The organism is Pseudomonas oplopanacis, assembly GCF_057128725.1.
Map to the genome: position 1 here is coordinate 20,002 of NZ_JBSKHV010000002.1, position 16,667 is coordinate 36,668.

Annotated in this window: 14 protein-coding genes; 6 read left to right on the plus strand and 8 right to left on the minus strand. The window is 58.9% G+C overall.

The features are described from left to right. Window positions 1-9 precede the first annotated feature (9 nt). The 7 genes from algG to yaaA all read right to left on the minus strand — a co-directional run bounded on the left by algG (window position 10) and on the right by yaaA (window position 10,387). Entirely contained in the window at window positions 10-1,599 is a 1,590-nt protein-coding gene (gene algG, locus ACWKV5_RS04410; protein WP_483840342.1) for a mannuronan 5-epimerase AlgG, read from the minus strand. 26 nt (window positions 1,600-1,625) lie between these two features. Then, on the minus strand, window positions 1,626-3,113 hold the full coding sequence (locus ACWKV5_RS04415) for an alginate export family protein (RefSeq protein ID WP_483840343.1): 1,488 nt from the start codon (window positions 3,111-3,113) through the stop codon (window positions 1,626-1,628). Beyond that, window positions 3,110-4,618, minus strand: coding sequence for an alginate biosynthesis TPR repeat lipoprotein AlgK (gene algK, locus ACWKV5_RS04420; RefSeq protein WP_483840344.1), 1,509 nt, complete (start codon window positions 4,616-4,618; stop codon window positions 3,110-3,112). The genes ACWKV5_RS04415 and algK overlap by 4 nt, the downstream gene beginning before the upstream one ends. A gap of 9 nt (window positions 4,619-4,627) precedes the next feature. Continuing rightward, entirely contained in the window at window positions 4,628-5,797 is a 1,170-nt protein-coding gene (locus ACWKV5_RS04425; RefSeq protein WP_483840345.1) for a PilZ domain-containing protein, read from the minus strand. A gap of 35 nt (window positions 5,798-5,832) precedes the next feature. Next, window positions 5,833-7,314: a mannuronan synthase gene (alg8, locus tag ACWKV5_RS04430; RefSeq protein WP_483840346.1), complete on the minus strand. Its 1,482-nt coding sequence runs from the start codon at window positions 7,312-7,314 to the stop codon at window positions 5,833-5,835. A gap of 151 nt (window positions 7,315-7,465) precedes the next feature. After that, a complete protein-coding gene (locus tag ACWKV5_RS04435; protein WP_007942268.1) occupies window positions 7,466-8,782 on the minus strand; it encodes a nucleotide sugar dehydrogenase in 1,317 nt (438 codons plus the stop codon). 825 nt (window positions 8,783-9,607) lie between these two features. Further along, window positions 9,608-10,387 carry a peroxide stress protein YaaA gene (yaaA, locus tag ACWKV5_RS04440; RefSeq protein ID WP_483840347.1) on the minus strand — a complete coding sequence of 260 codons (780 nt, stop codon included), beginning with the start codon at window positions 10,385-10,387 and terminating at the stop codon, window positions 9,608-9,610. A 256-nt stretch (window positions 10,388-10,643) separates the two neighbouring features. Between yaaA and ACWKV5_RS04445 the strand changes: the two genes are divergently transcribed. The 6 genes from ACWKV5_RS04445 (at window position 10,644) to ACWKV5_RS04470 (ending at window position 15,910) form a co-directional block, all read left to right on the plus strand. Then, entirely contained in the window at window positions 10,644-11,768 is a 1,125-nt protein-coding gene (locus ACWKV5_RS04445; RefSeq protein WP_483840348.1) for a polysaccharide deacetylase family protein, read from the plus strand. 345 nt (window positions 11,769-12,113) lie between these two features. Continuing rightward, entirely contained in the window at window positions 12,114-13,508 is a 1,395-nt protein-coding gene (locus tag ACWKV5_RS04450) for a PhoH family protein (RefSeq protein ID WP_483840349.1), read from the plus strand. A 149-nt stretch (window positions 13,509-13,657) separates the two neighbouring features. Beyond that, entirely contained in the window at window positions 13,658-14,131 is a 474-nt protein-coding gene (moaC, locus tag ACWKV5_RS04455) for a cyclic pyranopterin monophosphate synthase MoaC (RefSeq protein WP_027924850.1), read from the plus strand. Beyond that, window positions 14,128-14,370, plus strand: coding sequence for a molybdopterin converting factor subunit 1 (gene moaD / locus ACWKV5_RS04460; RefSeq protein ID WP_483840350.1), 243 nt, complete (start codon window positions 14,128-14,130; stop codon window positions 14,368-14,370). Before moaC ends, moaD begins: the two co-directional genes overlap by 4 nt. A gap of 3 nt (window positions 14,371-14,373) precedes the next feature. Continuing rightward, window positions 14,374-14,826: a molybdopterin synthase catalytic subunit MoaE gene (moaE, locus tag ACWKV5_RS04465; RefSeq protein ID WP_483840351.1), complete on the plus strand. Its 453-nt coding sequence runs from the start codon at window positions 14,374-14,376 to the stop codon at window positions 14,824-14,826. 307 nt (window positions 14,827-15,133) lie between these two features. Then, window positions 15,134-15,910: an ABC transporter substrate-binding protein gene (locus tag ACWKV5_RS04470; protein ID WP_483840352.1), complete on the plus strand. Its 777-nt coding sequence runs from the start codon at window positions 15,134-15,136 to the stop codon at window positions 15,908-15,910. Window positions 15,911-16,026: 116 nt separating this feature from the next. Here ACWKV5_RS04470 and ACWKV5_RS04475 read toward each other — a convergent pair whose 3' ends face one another. Continuing rightward, entirely contained in the window at window positions 16,027-16,653 is a 627-nt protein-coding gene (locus ACWKV5_RS04475; RefSeq protein WP_123433588.1) for a helix-turn-helix transcriptional regulator, read from the minus strand. Between the last annotated feature and the right edge of the window lie 14 nt (window positions 16,654-16,667).

Sequence of the window (16,667 nt, forward strand, 5' to 3'; positions counted from 1 at the left end):
AAATTATCCTCAGTCCCGCATTTCGGTCTGGCGTTCGACAGGGTCGATCAGCACGGCTTTCTGCTGGCGCACCAGCAAGTCGAGAATTTCATCCTGACGCTCGCCGAGAATCCCGCTGAAGCTGATGCCGCTGGATTTGGTCGGGGCGAGCATGGACACGCGATACAGCTCGACGCTCAGCGGCGAGTCGATGGACAGCGGGCCACTGCCGTTGCCGGCCAGTTCACCGCCGACCACGATCAGCGAGACTTCGGCGTCGAACGGGTCGAGCTTGATGTCGCGGTCGGTGTCGCTCAGGTCCTTGATGTGGCCGTAGACGCCGGTCAGGCCGTTGGCCATGGACAGGTTTTCGTAGAGGCGGATGTTCACGCTGTTACGAATACGAATGCCGTGGCGTTTGTTGCTGATCACCTTGTTGCCGTAGATCAGGTTGTCGGCACTCTCGTAGAGGGTGATGCCGTCGGTGTGGTTCTTGTAGATCTCGTTGTACGCGATCAGGTTGTTCACGCTGTTACGGTCGATCACCAGGCCCGACAACTTGTTGTCGTAGCTGCGGTTGTTGAAGATGAAGCTGTCGTTGACCTCACGGGAAATAATGATCCCGTGCTTCTTCTTGGTCCCGTAGACGGTGTTGTCGGCAATGATCAAACGGTGCGAACGGTCATGCGGGTCGATGCCGTAGACGATGTTGTCTTTGTAGGTGTTGCCCTTGACCACGAAGTCGCGGGTTTCGTAGCAGTAGAAGCCGTACCACATGTCCGAGAACTCGGAGCCGACGATCCAGCCGGTCGGTTCAGGGCGCTTCAAGACCTTGGCCATGTTCGGCGTGTACTGGGAAATACTCACGCCGTAGGACTTACTGTTGGCGTAGCCGAAACTGGCGATCTTGCTGTTGGCGATGTAGGTCTCGGTGCCACCCCAGGACAGCAGGAACGGACGGAATTCCTTCGGCGAGGTGAACGTCGCCGGGCCGTTGTCCTTCTCGCGCCAGCCGGTGATTTTGGTGTCACGCACAAACAGCTGGCCGTCGTTGACCAGGAACGAACCGGCTTCTTGGGACAGGCGCAATTCCTGAGTCTGTTTGTCGATTTCGAGGATGCCGTGACGGCCGACCACGATCGGCAACTTCGCCAGGAACACGCCCGGCGAGGTTTCGCTGAAGTACTGCTTGGGCAGTTTCTTCGCCAGGTCCTTGAGGTTCATGTAGCCGTCGTCAACGAAGATTGCCTGCGGGATACCGTGCTGACGCACCACCCACTCGGCCATCTTGTTGTCGCCGCCGATGAAGTCCTTCAGGGCGTCTTCCTGCATCATCCGGCGTACGCTGATCTTGCCGGCCTTGGTCCGCACGATTTTTGCGGCGATGGCTTCGGCGGTGTAGCCGGACAGGTCTGGCAGTTTTGGCTTGGCCAGCTCCAGAGGCGCGGTCGGTGCGCTGCTGACGGTGTAGGTCTTGGCCTGTTGCAAACCTTTGGCAAGGGTCGCCGGTTGCCCTTTCTGTACGGGCACGACCGGTTCCACATTGGCGAAGGCAGCCGCGCTGGCCAGCAGCATCGCGCCGGCCAGCAAGGAGATCGAACCTCGCTTCGAATTGTTCATGTCGGGCACTCCCTTCGCGGTTCGCATCAGAAGCGCCAGATCACGTCGATGAATGCGCGGTGCATGTACGAATCGACTTCCTTGCCGTACGCATCACCCGGCTTGAACACACCACCACGGAAACGCACGAGGGCCGAAGGCTCGTCGATCGACTGGCTCAATGCCGCCGGCAACAGGCCTTGCTTGAAGTACTTGGTGACGACCAGGTCCATCTCCTGACCGAGGTCTTTTTCGCCATCGTTCAGCGGCAGGGACGTGGTGGAGAGAATCGCGCCGGTTGGGTCATCGGTGTTGTTCTCGACCGCATTGATACCGTTGCTGCCGATCGGCTTGTTGCCGTCGACGCGCCAGAATTTGTGGTAGATCACGCTGGCGTCGTATTCGTCGTTGAGCATCCACGAACCGAACAGGGTCGCGGTCTGCATGTTCTGCATTTCACCGCGGAAGGCTTCGCCGAAACGGTGAACCCGCGAGCGAGTACCGGTGTAGTTCGAGCGGTTGCTTTCCAGGCCGTTCTGTTCGTACTCGGCACTGGCGCGGGCATAGGCTGCACCCACTTGCCATTGCGGATCGAGGCGCAGACGCACACCGACATCCGTGGCCCAGCCGTTGAGGTCTTGACCGCGTTTGGCTTCGGTCGGAGGCGTGCCATTGGCGTTCAGCGGGTTGACCGTGTCGGTGTCGCCGCTCATGCCGGTGATGCTGCCCCAGTAATTGACAGTGTTGGTGTTGCGCCAGTTATAGGCGTCGCTGTCGGCGGTCAGGCCCAGCCAGGTGATGTCGCCGTTCTGTTTTTTGTCCAGCGAATCGGCGGCTACGCCCGGTTCCGGGTAGTCGAGCTTGCCGTCATCGTGGGTGTGATGAGCGCGAACGCCCGCCCAGTTGCCCGGTGTCCACTGATACTCCGCATCGGCGTAGACGTGCAGGCGATCCTTGTCTTTTGGAGCCAGCTCCGTGAGGTCGGTGCGGTACTCGCTGAAGCGTTCGGCGACACCCATGTTGGCGCGCAACAGGGTGGTGTCGAAGGTCCAGTTCAGGGCTTCGATGTTGGTGTCGCGCCATTGGCCGTCAGCGTTGTGCAGGCGTTGACGACCGAACTTGAGCATCTCGCCCGGATACGGCGTGAGGCCGCTGTAGCCGACCCAGAATTCGCGCATCGCCAGGTAGTTTTTCTTGGTCTTGCGATCATCGTTGGTGGTCGGCGTGGTGCCATCGCTGGCAGTGCCTTGCAAGGTGTCCGTCTCGATGATGTCGGTGGCGGTCACGGCCTGGCCCATGGCGTAGGCGCTCCACGCGCCGCTTTCGCCGTAGACCCATGGACGCAGGTCGAGACCGACGCCGTTGACGTCGCCGCCGCTCTGGGTGCCGAGGTCGCTGTCGTCTTCGGACTGGCCGGTGACTTTCACTTCGAGGCCGAAGTTTTTGGTTTCAGTGATCGCGGCCAGTGTCGGGCAAGACCAGATCAGCGCGAACGTGAGGCCGATGCCGGCCTTCATGAATGGATTCAACTTCATAGGGATTCCTCGCCGTCTTCTTCTTGCAGGGCATGCAGTTCCAGCGTGTTCTGGCTCAAGGACCCACGAACGGCCTGTTCTTGTTTCAACAGGCGTTGGGCCTCGGCGAGCTGGGCAGGCGGCAGTTGTGCTTCGAGTGTTTGCGCAAGCTCGGTGGCTTGCGGGGTGTCTTGAGCCTTGGCCAACTGGCTGAAGACGTAAGCGTTAAGCGGGTTGGGCTTGGTGCCCTTGCCTTGGGAAAACAGCTGGGCGATGGCGAAGTCGGCGCTGTTCTGGCCGTTGCGCGCAGCGGTCAGCAGGTGATCCAGGGCTTTCTGCGAATAGACTTTGCCCAGGTAGCCGCGGCGGTAGATCTGGCCGAGGTAGTAATCGGCGGCGACTTCGCGGCCGACGGCTTTCTGGAAATGTTCTTCGGCGACCTTGGCGTCGGCCGGGACCATTTTGCCTTCGTAGTAGAGCTTGCCCAGCAACAGTTCGGCGCGCGGCTGGTCGGCGGCGCGACCGTTGTCCAGGTACTTCATCATTTGGTCGACGTCACCCAGTTCTGGGAAGTCGTAGATCAATTGCGCGAGGGTGACCCACGACGCCGGGTAGCCCGGAGCGATAGGTTCGAGCAGCGACTGCGCGGTTTTCTCGTCGGTCTTGCCCAGGGTCGGGTCCGCGAGTACACGGGCGACGCTGTCGACCCGCTGCGCGGAAACGGTGCCGCGAGCGTGTGCGGCTTGCATCTGTTTGATCAGCTCGGCTTGTTGCTCGGGCTTGGCCTGTTTCTGATAAACCGTGGCCAGTTCGACGTAGCAGATGTCGGTGGTGTTCAGCGCGGCTTTGCAGATGCTGGCGACTTCGTCCAGGTGCTGGTCGTAAGTGCCTTGGGTGCGATAGAGCAACACTTGCGCCAGACCCGCTTCCGGTTTGCCTTCGGCGCGCCATTGGCTGATCTGCTTCTGCGCATCGATGTTCGGGAAACTGTGCGGGTATTGCAGGTACAGCATGGCCAGCGGGATCAGCGTGTTGCCTTCACCATTGGCCGAGGCTTTTTTCAACAGGCCTTCGGCTTCGTGCTGTTCGGCTTCGGTAGAACCCGGCTTGGCCACCAGCAGGCGACCGAGGCGAGCCTGCGCCCGCGGCGAGACGTCGGCCGCGGCGCGGTAAGTCGCCTCGGCCTGCTTGATCTGCGCCGGGTCACGGCTGTCGACCTGAATATCGGCCAGGCCCACTTGAGCCTCGCTGTAGCCGAGGTCGGCCAGTTGCTTGTAGTTCTGCTGCGCGAGCGCGGTGTCGCCGCGCTTGAGGGCTTCGTTGGCCAGACGCTGGTCGGGCAGGCCGGCGCAACCGGCCAGGCTGACTGCCAATGCCACAGCACACAGAGATCCCATGTAGGAGTGAGCCTGCTCGCGAAGCGGACTTTGCGGTGTTTCAGACAGACCGCGCGACCCCTTTCGCGAGCAGGCTCGCTCCCACAGGGACTGCGGTGTGTTCGAGATTTTTGTGATGGTCACGGGCATGTCCTCGACTTAAAGACCGGCGGCCATGGCTTTGTCGATCAGCCAGTTCAGGTTCGGGCCACGATCGCTGTTCACTTCCACCGGGCGACCGGCGAGGCTGCTGTCCAGGGCTTCGTCAGGCTGGATCAGCACGCGGATATCGGACGACAGGTCGGCGCTTTTCAGGCTGGTGCTGCTGACGATCTTGCCGGTGCGGGTTTTGTCTTCGCCGGCGATCTGGAAGCTGACCGGAGTACCTGGACGCACGTCGCGGAACTGGCGATAGGAGAAGCGCGCTTCGACGTTGGCTTCGCTGTTACGCGGCACCAGCTGGAAGATCACGTCGCCCTTGCTGGCGTACTGACCGTTGGCGACCATTTGTTGGGCCACGGTGCAATCGCACGGCGAGGTCAGGGTGCCGGTCATTTGCTTGCCGAACAGTTCTTCAACCTTGGCTGGTTGCAGTTGGTTGTCGTCCAGATGCCCTTTGAGCACGTCGAGCATGCTGGTGCTGAACGTGGCGAGCGGGGCGCCTTTGGCAGCCACGCCGTCAGCCTTGATCAGGCTCTGCACGGTGCCGTCGCGCGGCATGGTGATGTTCATGCCCGGCACGCTGACCAGGCCGGCCTGTGCGTGGCTGACGAAGTACATGCCGTACACCGATTTGAAAACGAAACCGAATGCGGCGACGCCGACGATGAAAATCCCCAGGCTGAAGGTCACTGCACGCAGGCGACCGAATGCGCTCATGCCGTGACCGCCGTCCTTGACCTTGCGCGCCTTGGTGAAGTTGTCGCGCTGCAGGGTCGCCAGCACTTCACCCATGCTGACGATGTCGCCGGCCAGGTGAGAGGTGATCAGGTGACGCAGGGTCGAAATGTCTTGCGGTTCGAGGTTCTGGAACTGGCAACCGGCACGGCCGGTCTGGCGGTCGAAGGAGCGAACCTGCAGCTCCACGTCCATGGCCAGGCCGAGGTTGTCGATGACGAATTGCAGGCGAGCCTTGTACACATCTCCGATCTTCAGCGGCAGCTGACCGGCGTTGAACGCCAGGCCGCCAGCGGAAAGGTCGATCACACGGGCTTCCACCGGCGTCCGGTCCGGACCGAAGAAACGCAGCTTGGCCGGGATTTTCACTCGGGCGTGTTGGCGCTGGGCTTCGGATTCATGCACTACGTTGGCGTTGACGGCGGTATTCATAGGGGCGATTTCCTTGTTAATTCAATAGGGGCGGGTCAGACCATCATCAGCAGCACGGCGACAAAAATGCTGCCGGCGGAGAAGGTCATGGTCCGAGACGACCAGGTGTTGAACCAACGTTGAAAGCTGGCGAGATCACGGGTCAGAGAAGTGGGCTGGCGAGTCCAGGACTGTTGATCGAGGCGGAAGAACACGTAGATCTTCACCAGCGCGCCGACGATCTGGTTGTAATAGAGAATCGCCGGGTAGGCCGGGCCGATCCGGTGACCGGAAAGGGACAGCATCAAGGTCAGGATCAGGCGGGTAATGCCGATCCACAGCAGGTAAACCAGGATGAACGCGGTGCCGTATTTGAAGCTGGCAATCAGCGCGACCGTCAGGCCCAGCAACGAGGTCCACATCGACACGCGCTGATCGAACAGCACCACCGAGGTGAACAGGCCGAGGCGCTTCATCCCCAGGCCCAGGGCGCGGGAGTTCTGGCGCAGGTTGTTGCCGTACCAGCGGAACATCAGCTTGCGACTGGCCTTGATGAAGCTCTTTTCCGGCGGATGCTCGACGGTGTTGATCGCGGCGTCAGGCACGTAGAAGGTGTCGTAACCCAGGCGCATCAGGCTGAACCAGCTCGACTTGTCGTCGCCGGTCAGGAACTTGAAACGACCCAGGCGCCAGTGTTGCAGCGAGTCGCTTTCCACGTCGGCAATGAATTCCGGGTTGGTGACGACCGTGGCACGGAACACCGACATGCGCCCGGTCATGGTCAATACGCGCTTGGACAGGGCCATCGAGCACATGTTGATGTGACGCTGGGCGAAACGCAGCTTGTGCCATTCGCTCATGATGTAGCCGCCGCGCACTTCGCAGAACTCGTTGGTGGTCAGGCCGCCGACGTTGCCGAACAGCTGGAACCACGGCACGGTCTTGCGCACTGTGCCTTCGCCGAGCACGGTGTCGCCATCGATCACGGCGACCACGGCGCGGTCGTCCGGCAAGTGGCGGGAGATGGCGCGGAAACCGTAGGCCAGGCCGTCGCGCTTGCCGGTGCCGGGGATGCGCACGAAGTCGAGCTTGACCCGGTCCGGCGGATTCATCCGCGACCAGAGGCTCTTCACCAGCTTCTCATCGGACATTTCCACGATGGAGCAGACCATGGTGGTCGGCAGGCCGCAGTCGATCGCTTCACGAATCACCGAGGCGTAGACCTGCGCGGTGGTCAGCGCGTCGATACGGAAACTGGTGACCATCAAAAATACATGGGACGGGTCTGCCGCTTTGCCCAGCTTGCGCACTTTGCGCCGCAGGTGCGGGTAGACCACGTACAGGAACAGCATGCCGCGCAGAAAGTGCGTGGCACCCATCGAGTAACGCCAGATCCCGATGAAGCCGATCAGGAAAATGAAGTCCTTCGACTCGGAGTCGAACGTGGACGCAGGCAACGCCATGGCGATGCCCATCAATAAACTTAGGTAAAACAGCCAACCGGCGGCCTGAAGTAGGCCGTGCTTTAGCCTGTGCATAATCGGAATCCTAAAGTCAGTTGCAAGCCCCGCGCCCCTGTAGGAGCCCGGCTTGCCGGCGATGGCGATCTCAAGTCCGTCATCGTCGGCAAGGCGGGCTCCTACAGGTGTTTCATCCGCGAAAGCGCGGTGTCAGAGACGGGATTCCGTATTACCAGCAGATGCCTTCGGTGCGGCCCGAAACGCTGGTGGCTTTGGTCATGAAGCCCACCAGGTCGACCACTTGCTTGCCGTGCGGGGCGTTCTGCGCCAGGGCGCGGAATTTCTCGTCACGGTTGCCGAGGATGATCACGTCGGAGTTGTTGATCACGTCGTCGAAGTCGGAGTTGAGCAAGGACGAGACGTGAGGGATTTTCGACTCGATGTAATCCTTGTTCGCACCGTGAACACGGGCGTATTCGACGTTGCTGTCGTAGATGCTCAGGTCGTAACCCTTGCCGATCAGCATTTCGGCCAGATCCACCAGCGGGCTTTCGCGCAGGTCGTCGGTGCCGGCCTTGAAGCTCAGGCCCAGCAGGGCGACTTTGCGTTTGTCGTGGCTGGAAACGATGTCGAAGGCGTTCTGCACCTGGGATTCGTTGCTGCGCATCAGCGAGTTCAGCAGCGGTGCTTCCACGTCCAGGGAACCTGCGCGGTAGGTCAGGGCACGCACGTCTTTTGGCAGGCAAGAGCCGCCGAACGCGAAGCCTGGGCGCATGTAGTACTGGGACAGGTTCAGGGTTTTGTCCTGGCAGACCACTTCCATCACTTCACGACCATCGACGCCGACGGCCTTGGCGATGTTGCCGATTTCGTTGGCGAAGGTGACCTTGGTGGCGTGCCACACGTTGCAGGTGTACTTGATCATCTCGGCAACGGCGATGTCCTTGCGGATGATCGGTGCGTCGAGTTCTTCGTACAGCGATTGCAGAACGTCGCCCGATGCCTTGTCGAACTCGCCGATGACGGTCATTGGTGGCAGGTCGTAGTCGGCGATCGCGGTGCTTTCACGCAAGAACTCAGGGTTCACTGCAACGCCGAAGTCGACGCCGGCTTTCTTGCCGGAGCAATCTTCGAGGATCGGGATCACTACATTGGCCACGGTGCCCGGCAGCACGGTGCTGCGAACCACGATGGTGTGGCGGGTGGTCTTGTCACGCAGGACAAAACCGATTTCGCGGCACACGGCTTCGATGTAGTTCAGTTCCAGGTCGCCGTTTTTCTTGCTGGGCGTACCGACGCAGATCATCGACAGGTCGGTGTCACGAATCGCCTCGGCGAAGTTGGTCGTGCCACGCAGTTTGCCGGTATCGATGCCCTTGCGCAGAAGTTCGCCCAGGCCCGGTTCAACGATCGGCGATTTGCCGGCATTGATCATATCGATTTTGTCTTTGGCAACATCGACGCCAACGACGTCATGGCCCCGTGCAGACAGGCAACCGGCACAGACAGCGCCGACATAACCCAAACCAAATATGCTGATGCGCATCGCAATTACCTCTCTGTTATCAAGACTGTTTTCACTAGCCATAAGATGGCCGGAGTTAAAGGTGTTTAGCGGTCATAGTGCACTCGAAAGTGCGGCTTACAGGCGCCACAATGCCGTGTGCAGGCATACTAAGTTCCGAGTGTCTAAATAAGTGCACTCAAGATGTGCGCAACTAGGCCTTATTATTATGACGTGCCCTGTTATGCAGCCGGTCCTCTGGCCTGAGGACGCTTGTGCAAGGATCTTGCGCGCTCAATGCCAGGCGATAAGCCTGTAAATCAAGCGGTTGGGTGCTCGGGAGAGCACGTTTATAGGGGCGCTGCCTTGGCCTTGTAGGGGATATTAATGATGCGTATCTCCTGTCCTTCGTGTGTTGCCCAAATAAGCGACTCATGTTCGGAAGTTAATGTGACAACTTCGCTATGTGAATGGCTTGTCTGCGTAAGTTATCTCGTACAAGCACGTTGATAATCGTTACCGGTGGTATGAACTACGCATTTGGACATAGTTCCAGTCCGCCCATCGCGAAATCTGAAATTTCTTGAAATATTAAGAAAGATGGCACTACTTTCAAACTGATGGCACTTGCTGTTTCACCCTTGATACATAGGGGGCTAACCGAGTTCGATAGTTTTATGCCACTACCGATAAAAATTTTCAGTGCCACTACTGAAAAAAAACACCGAAGTCGAGTGAAACAAAAGTTAGAAAATTTGGTGATGTTTTATTGGCGTCAATAAGTCGACGATATGGGGCGGGATTGTTCGACGAACGGGCGCCGGCGCACGACGAGGATTAAAAGAGTCGTGCGCCGGGTTGGTGCTTTTATTCGGGGGCGTGATCGCGCAGGAAAACCAGGTTGTCCGGTTTGGACTGTTCGGCGCTGTAGCGGTAACCCTGAACGTCAAATTGCTTGAGGTCGACTGGGTTGTTGATGCGCTCTTCGATGACGAAGCGACTCATCATGCCGCGGGCTTTTTTCGCGTAGAAACTGATGATCTTGTACTGGCCGTTCTTCAGGTCCTTGAAGTCGGTATTGATGATGCGCGCGTTCAAGGCGTTGCGTTTGACGGCCGTGAAGTACTCGTTGGACGCCAGGTTCAGCAGCACGTCATCGCCTTGATCGGCCAGCGCTTCGTTCAGCCATTCGCTGATGCGCGTACCCCAGAAGGCATACAGGTCTTTGCCACGGGCATTCGCCAGCTTGGTGCCCATCTCCAGGCGATACGGTTGCATCAGGTCCAGCGGGCGCAGCAGGCCATACAGGCCGGACAACATGCGCAGGTGCTGCTGGGCGTAATCGAAATCGGCTTCGCTGAAGGTTTGTGCGTTGAGACCGGTATAGACGTCGCCCTTGAAGGCCAGCAGCGCCTGCTTGGCGTTTTCCGGGGTGAACGCGGGTGTCCAGCTGCCGAAACGCGCGGCGTTGAGGCCACCGATCTTGTCCGAGACGTGCATCAGTTCGCTGATTTGCGCCGGCGTCAGGTCGCGCAGCTGCATGATCAGCTCTTGGGAATGATCGAGGTACTGCGGCTGGGTAAAGCGCTGGGTCGCCGGCGGTGTTTCGTAATCGAGGGTCTTGGCGGGGGAAATCACCATCAGCATGAAGTCGTCTCCTTTAATCGTGGGCGCGATTCTAGGGGGTAGCGGCGGATGACTCCAGCTATCAAGGCGATAGGTGATGATCGGTGGCAATCCGAATACCTGTGGGAGCGAGCCTGCTCGCGAAGAGGGCGGCACATTCAACATCTATGTTGCCTGACGCACCGCATTCGCGAGCAGGCTCGCTCCCACAGTAGGTCGTGGCGCTAGTGCGGGATCGGCTATAGTGCGCCGCGGGTTTTGTTATGGAGACATCCCATTGCGTATCGTTTTTCTATTCTCGGCCTGGCTATTGAGCTTTGGCGCCCTGGCGGCGCCCGGTGATCTGGCGACGCTGGATCGCAGCACCTGGCCTGAGAAGCTCAGCAGCCCGACCCTGTTCGACGTGGCGTCGCGGGCCGAAATCCTCATGTTCGCGCGGGTGCTTCTGGCCAGCGAATCGCTGGATGAACCCGCACTGGCTCAACGCCTGGGGTTGCGAAAAATCAATCTGGAAGCGGTCAACCAACTGCGCCAGCGTCTGTGGCAGCGTTTGTTGACCAACTACAACTTTGCCCAGCAAAGCTGCGATCAGGATGCGTCTTTCTGTTTCCTGGTCGAAGACATGGAGACGTTGCGCGGGCAAGCGGCCAAGTTCCTGGTCAGCGACGACAGCTACTACATCAAGTGGGCCGAACCGAGCCGGTTGTTCCACGCGCAGTACCTGGACGAGCAACTGCGCAAGGCCGCCCTGTTTCCACAGACCAGCAGCGAAGTCGATCGTTTTGGCGACTATGAACACACTGGCGATGCCATGCATGACCGGCTTTTTTTGCTGACCTTCGACAGCGCCGCCAACGTCGCGCCGGACAACACCGGTTGGGCCGCCGAGTACCTGCGCAAGTCGAACATGAGCGGCACGTTCTTTGTTCTCGGCAAGGACATTCAGGCGCGCCTGGCTGCTGACTCGGTGGCCAGCCTGCAAGCGATGTACTCGCAGCAATGCATCGGCGTACAGGGCTGGGAGTTCCGCTCCCACAGCCACTGGCAGGACTGGCAGGACTCGGTGCGACGCAGCGTCGAACTGGTCAAAAGCAAATTGCCGGAGAACTACGTGCCGCTGTTTCGTCCTCCCGATGGCCAGCGCCGCTCCGATGCCGAAGGCTTCTTTAATGCCCAGGGTTTGCAGGTGGCGTTATGGAACATCGATGCGCAGGACGGGGCGGGCAAGCTCAAGGGCAACCCGAGCGCGCAACGCGTGCTGACGCTGATGCTGCTGTGGCGCCATGGCGTGATCAATTTCAATGTGAAGCAGGACGCGTTAAAAACGGCGATGCCCTGGCTGATTACGCAAACGGCGCAAAGCGGGATCGGTTGGGAGGACTGTCAGGACGGTTTTCGCTGAAACGCGCTGCTTGGCACAAACCCCGTAAACATTGGGTTTGGGGCGTTTTTGAGAGGAATTTCGATGCAGGCGGACTTCCGACTTTAACGGGGTAGTGGCAGTCCGCCAAGTGCTATTGGTCATTCTGAAAAATAAACTTCAAAAAAACGTCAAAGTACTTTTTTCTGTCACACGTTTTGGAGTATTACGAAGACAGACCGCCGAAACCTGCAACACAGGTGGCGTCTTCCAAGACCCGTTTGTTTTGCAGTCACTTGATTCTCCGCAGGTGAGATTCGGCGGCCACTTCGAGGCGCAGCACCGCCAAGGTATTGCGTCTACTGGCTCCCACAAAGGTGACCGAGTATGGATGATCACGGACGTAGCTCTTCTTCCAACCAGCCAATCCTTTATGTACTCGATACCAACGTATTGATTCACGATCCAAACGCGCTGCTCAACTTCGAAGAACACCACGTTGCCATCCCGATGACCGTCCTTGAAGAGCTCGACAAGCTCAAGAGCGGGCATCACAGCGTGGCTGCGGAATGCCGTCAAGCCATTCGCCTGATCGACAAGACGCTGGGCGATGCCAGTCCTGAAGATGTAGAGCTGGGTGTGCCGATCCAGCGTGGCAAAAGTGGGCCCAAGGGTTTGCTGTCAATTCTGATGAGCAAACGCACCGAACCGAACATCATTCTTCCCGAACACCTGAACGACAACATCATCATCAATCAACTGATTGATCTGCACGCGCGCGAGCCCAAGTTGCCCGTCGTGCTGGTCACCAAAGACATCAACATGCGCCTCAAGGCCCGGGCGTGCGGGATCGCGGCCGAGGACTACAGCACCGACCAACTGGTAGACGACGTTTCGTTACTGCCTAACGGCTACCACAACATGGACGGCTCCTTCTGGGATCGTGTGAAGAATGTCGAAACCCGTCAAGACCACGGTCGCACCTGGCACCAGGTGCAGCTGATCGACAACCTGCCGGCTGTGCATATCAATGAGTTCATCATCGATGAACAGGGTTTTGTCGGCTGGATCAAGGAGATCGAAGAAGACAAGCTGCTGATTCTCGACCTGCACCAGGAACCCCTGTTGCACCAGGAAGCCTGGGGCCTGAAACCGCGTGACATCTATCAAAGCCTGGCGCTGTACGCCTTGCTCGATCCGGATATCCACCTGGTCAACCTGACCGGGGCAGCAGGTTCCGGTAAAACCATCCTGGCCCTGGCGGCGGCGATCGAGCAGACCATGGTCAGCAAACGTTATCGCCGGATCATCGCGACCCGTAGCGTGCAGGGCCTGGACCAGGAGATCGGCTTCCTGCCTGGCACCGAGGCAGAAAAAATGGAGCCTTGGCTGGGCGCCATCACCGACAACCTCGAAGCCTTGCACATGGATGACGAAAACACCCATGGCAGCGTCGACTACATCCTCAGCAAAGTGCCGTTGCAGTTCAAATCCCTCAACTACATCCGGGGTCGCAGCTTCCAGCAGAGCCTGATTTTGATCGATGAATGCCAGAACCTGACACCGCACCAGATGAAAACCATCATCACCCGTGCCGGCGCCGGTTCCAAAGTGGTGTGCCTGGGTAACCTGGCGCAGATCGACACCCCATACCTGTCCGCGACCAGTTCCGGGCTGACGTACCTGACCGAACGCTTCAAAGACTTCCCCAACGGTGTGCACATCACCCTGCAAGGGGTGCCTCGTTCGATTCTGGCCGAATACGCCGAATCGCATTTGTAACTGCTCAACCCAAACCGGGCGGCCCCAAAGGTCGCCCGGTTTTTTATGCCCAACACACATCTCCCTGTAGGAGTGGTGAGCCGATAATCTAGGGTGCGGAAAATTGACCCGCAGGTTTACAATCGACGCTCCTGATCAGGAGTAACCCTGTGCTGACTCATCTCGATTCCCAAGGTCGCGCCAACATGGTCGACGTCACTGAAAAAGCCGTGACGTTCCGTGAAGCGACGGCCCAAGCGCTGGTGCGCATGTTGCCCGAAACGTTGCAGATGATCGTCAGCGGCGGTCACCCCAAGGGTGATGTGTTCGCCGTGGCGCGTATCGCCGGCATTCAGGCGGCGAAGAAAACCAGCGATCTGATTCCCCTGTGCCATCCGTTGATGTTGACCGGCGTCAAAGTCGAGCTCAGTGCCGAAGGCGACGACACCGTGCGCATCGTCGCGCGCTGCAAGTTGTCCGGGCAGACCGGCGTCGAGATGGAAGCGCTGACCGCTGCCAGCGTCGCGGCATTGACCATCTACGACATGTGCAAGGCCGTTGATCGCGGCATGACCATCGAAAGCGTGCGCCTGTTGGAGAAGGTCGGCGGCAAGAGCGGGCATTTCCAGGCGGATCAGCCATGAACGTTATCGTGAAGTTTTTCGCGCGTTACCGTGAAGCGCTCGGCGTGGACTCGGTCAAGGTTGAAGGCGATTTCGCCACGGTCGACGACGTGCGTGCGCTGCTGGCTCAGCGTGACGGTGCCGAGGTGTTGAGCGAGCAGAACCTGATGTGCGCGCGCAACGAAGACCTTTGCCAACTCGACGAGCCGGTGAGCGATGGCGATGAAGTGGCATTCTTTCCGACCGTGACCGGGGGCTGATCCATGGCGATTCGCGTGCAGTCCATGGCGTTCGATCCGGGTGCTGAAGTCAACGCCATGCACGCTGCCAATGTCGGCGTGGGCGCGGTGGTGAGTTTTGTCGGCTACGTGCGCGACTTCAATGACGGACTCGATGTGGCCGGGATGTTTCTTGAGCACTACCCGGGCATGACCGAAAAAGCCCTCGGCAAGATTGCCCTCGAGGCCGAGCAGCGCTGGCCGCTGTTGAAGCTGGAAGTGCTGCACCGCATCGGTGCCCTGGAACCGGGCGAGCCGATCGTCTTCGTCGGCGCCGCCAGCGCCCACCGCCAGGCAGCGTTCGATGCCTGTGCCTTCGTCATGGACTACCTGAAAACCCGTGCGCCGTTCTGGAAGAAGGAAAACACCAGTGACGGCCCGCGCTGGGTTGAGGGGCGTGACAGCGATCATGCGGCGGCGGATCGCTGGAAGAAGTAGTTCCTGCGGAGTTCTCTAGCCAGTCTTCGCGAGCAGGCTCGCTCCCACAGTTGATCTTCATGAACACAAAATTTGTGTATGACGAAAATCCCTGTGGGAGCGAGCCTGCTCGCGAAGGGGCCATTCGCTTCATCCAATAGCGCCCTGACTCACCACCCGACCATTGGCCAGGCATGATCCCGCTTGCCCGATTGACGATTAATACATAAAAGTCCAGTATGGAATTATAAGTACAAAAAAGGCGTCCCCCCGTTTCTGCTCTTTCTTCTGTCTTGCCAAACCAACAACAACCCGCGAGAGAACGAACATGAAGAAATTCCCCCTCATCACCGGTCTGGCCCTGAGCCTGTTGGCGTGCACCAGTGTGTTTGCCGCCGAGAAAGCCCTGCGAATCGGCATCGAAGCTGCCTACCCGCCGTTCGCCTCGAAAACCGACGAGGGCAAGATTGTCGGTTTCGACTACGACATCGGCAATGCGTTGTGCGCACAAATGAAGGTCGAGTGTGTATGGGTCGAAGGCGAATTCGACGGTCTGATTCCTTCCCTGAAAGTGAAGAAAATCGACATGGCGCTGTCGTCCATGACCATCAATGAAGACCGCAAGAAGTCGGTGGATTTCACCCACAAGTATTACTTCACGTCCTCGCGCCTGGTGATGAAGGACGGCGCGGTGGTCGATGACCAATACGCCAGCCTCAAAGGCAAGACCGTTGGTGTGCAGCGCGCGACCACCACCGACCGTTACGCCACCGAGGTGTTCGAACCGAAGGGCATCAACGTCAAGCGCTACGGCAACAACGAAGAAATCTACATGGACCTGGCAGCCGGTCGCCTTGATGCGATTTTTGCCGACACCATCCCGTTGAGCGACTTCCTGTCGATGCCGCGTGGCAAGGGATACGCGTTTGTCGGGCCTGAATTGAAGGACCCGAAATACGTGGGCGAGGGCGCGGGGATTGCGGTGCGCAAGGGCAACACTGAATTGGTCAGTGAACTGAACGCGGCGATTGATGGCATTCGGGCGAGTGGCGAATATCAGAAGATTTCGGACAAGTACTTCAAGTCCGATATCTACGGCGACTGAAAAACCGCTTTCGCGAGCAGGCTCGCTCCCACATTTGATCTCCATATGGCGCAGATTCAGTGTGGGAGCGAGCCTGCTCGCGAAGAGGCCGGATCAAACAACACAAACCTCAGATCTTAGCCCTTCAATTCCTTCAAATGCTTGTAAACCGTCGCCCGGCCCATGTTCAGCACATTGGCCACATAGTTCGACGCGCTCTTGCCCTTGAAAGCGCCTTCGGCGTGCAGCGCCAGCACCAGTTCGCGTTTATGGTCGCGTGTCAGCAGGTTCAGGCTCAACTGGCGCTCACGCAGCCAGGCGTGCAGGAAGGTGTTGATCCGCTCCTGCCAGTCATCTCGAAACAGTGAATCCGGTTGCGGGATCAGCTTGCTCGGCGACAGGAACAGGTCGAGCGCCGCCTTGGCATTCTCGAACAGCGAGATGTTCAGGTTGACGCACAACACCGCCAGCGGATGACCTTCGCCATCACGCAATACGGTGCTCAAGCTGCGAATCTTCTGACCGTCCCAATTGAGCTTTTCGTACGGCCCAATGTTGGTTTCGCTGACATCGTCGCTGAGCATGTCCTCCAGCGCCGCGTCATCGCCGATTTCCCGTTTTGACAGGTTATTGGCGATGTAGTCGATCTTCTGCGTGCGCAGGTCGTGCAGCACCACCTCGGCATGAGGAAAGAACAGCGTGGCGATGGCATCGGCGATCGCTCGGTAATTGTCCAGCGCCGGGTCTTTTTCAGGTGCGTTCATACAGTGGAGCTCCA

Excerpts from the sequence above, each read along its gene's own strand:
- ACWKV5_RS04450 (WP_483840349.1), top strand. The coding sequence starts at position 12,114 with ATGGATGATCACGGACGTAGCTCTTCTTCCAACCAGCCAATCCTTTAT.
- ACWKV5_RS04435 (WP_007942268.1), bottom strand. The coding sequence starts at position 8,782 with ATGCGCATCAGCATATTTGGTTTGGGTTATGTCGGCGCTGTCTGTGCC.
- ACWKV5_RS04425 (WP_483840345.1), bottom strand. The coding sequence starts at position 5,797 with ATGAATACCGCCGTCAACGCCAACGTAGTGCATGAATCCGAAGCCCAG.
- ACWKV5_RS04415 (WP_483840343.1), bottom strand. The coding sequence starts at position 3,113 with ATGAAGTTGAATCCATTCATGAAGGCCGGCATCGGCCTCACGTTCGCG.
- algK (WP_483840344.1), bottom strand. The coding sequence starts at position 4,618 with ATGCCCGTGACCATCACAAAAATCTCGAACACACCGCAGTCCCTGTGG.
- ACWKV5_RS04475 (WP_123433588.1), bottom strand. The coding sequence starts at position 16,653 with ATGAACGCACCTGAAAAAGACCCGGCGCTGGACAATTACCGAGCGATC.
- algG (WP_483840342.1), bottom strand. The coding sequence starts at position 1,599 with ATGAACAATTCGAAGCGAGGTTCGATCTCCTTGCTGGCCGGCGCGATG.
- alg8 (WP_483840346.1), bottom strand. The coding sequence starts at position 7,314 with ATGCACAGGCTAAAGCACGGCCTACTTCAGGCCGCCGGTTGGCTGTTT.
- yaaA (WP_483840347.1), bottom strand. The coding sequence starts at position 10,387 with ATGCTGATGGTGATTTCCCCCGCCAAGACCCTCGATTACGAAACACCG.
- ACWKV5_RS04470 (WP_483840352.1), top strand. The coding sequence starts at position 15,134 with ATGAAGAAATTCCCCCTCATCACCGGTCTGGCCCTGAGCCTGTTGGCG.
- moaE (WP_483840351.1), top strand. The coding sequence starts at position 14,374 with ATGGCGATTCGCGTGCAGTCCATGGCGTTCGATCCGGGTGCTGAAGTC.
- moaD (WP_483840350.1), top strand. The coding sequence starts at position 14,128 with ATGAACGTTATCGTGAAGTTTTTCGCGCGTTACCGTGAAGCGCTCGGC.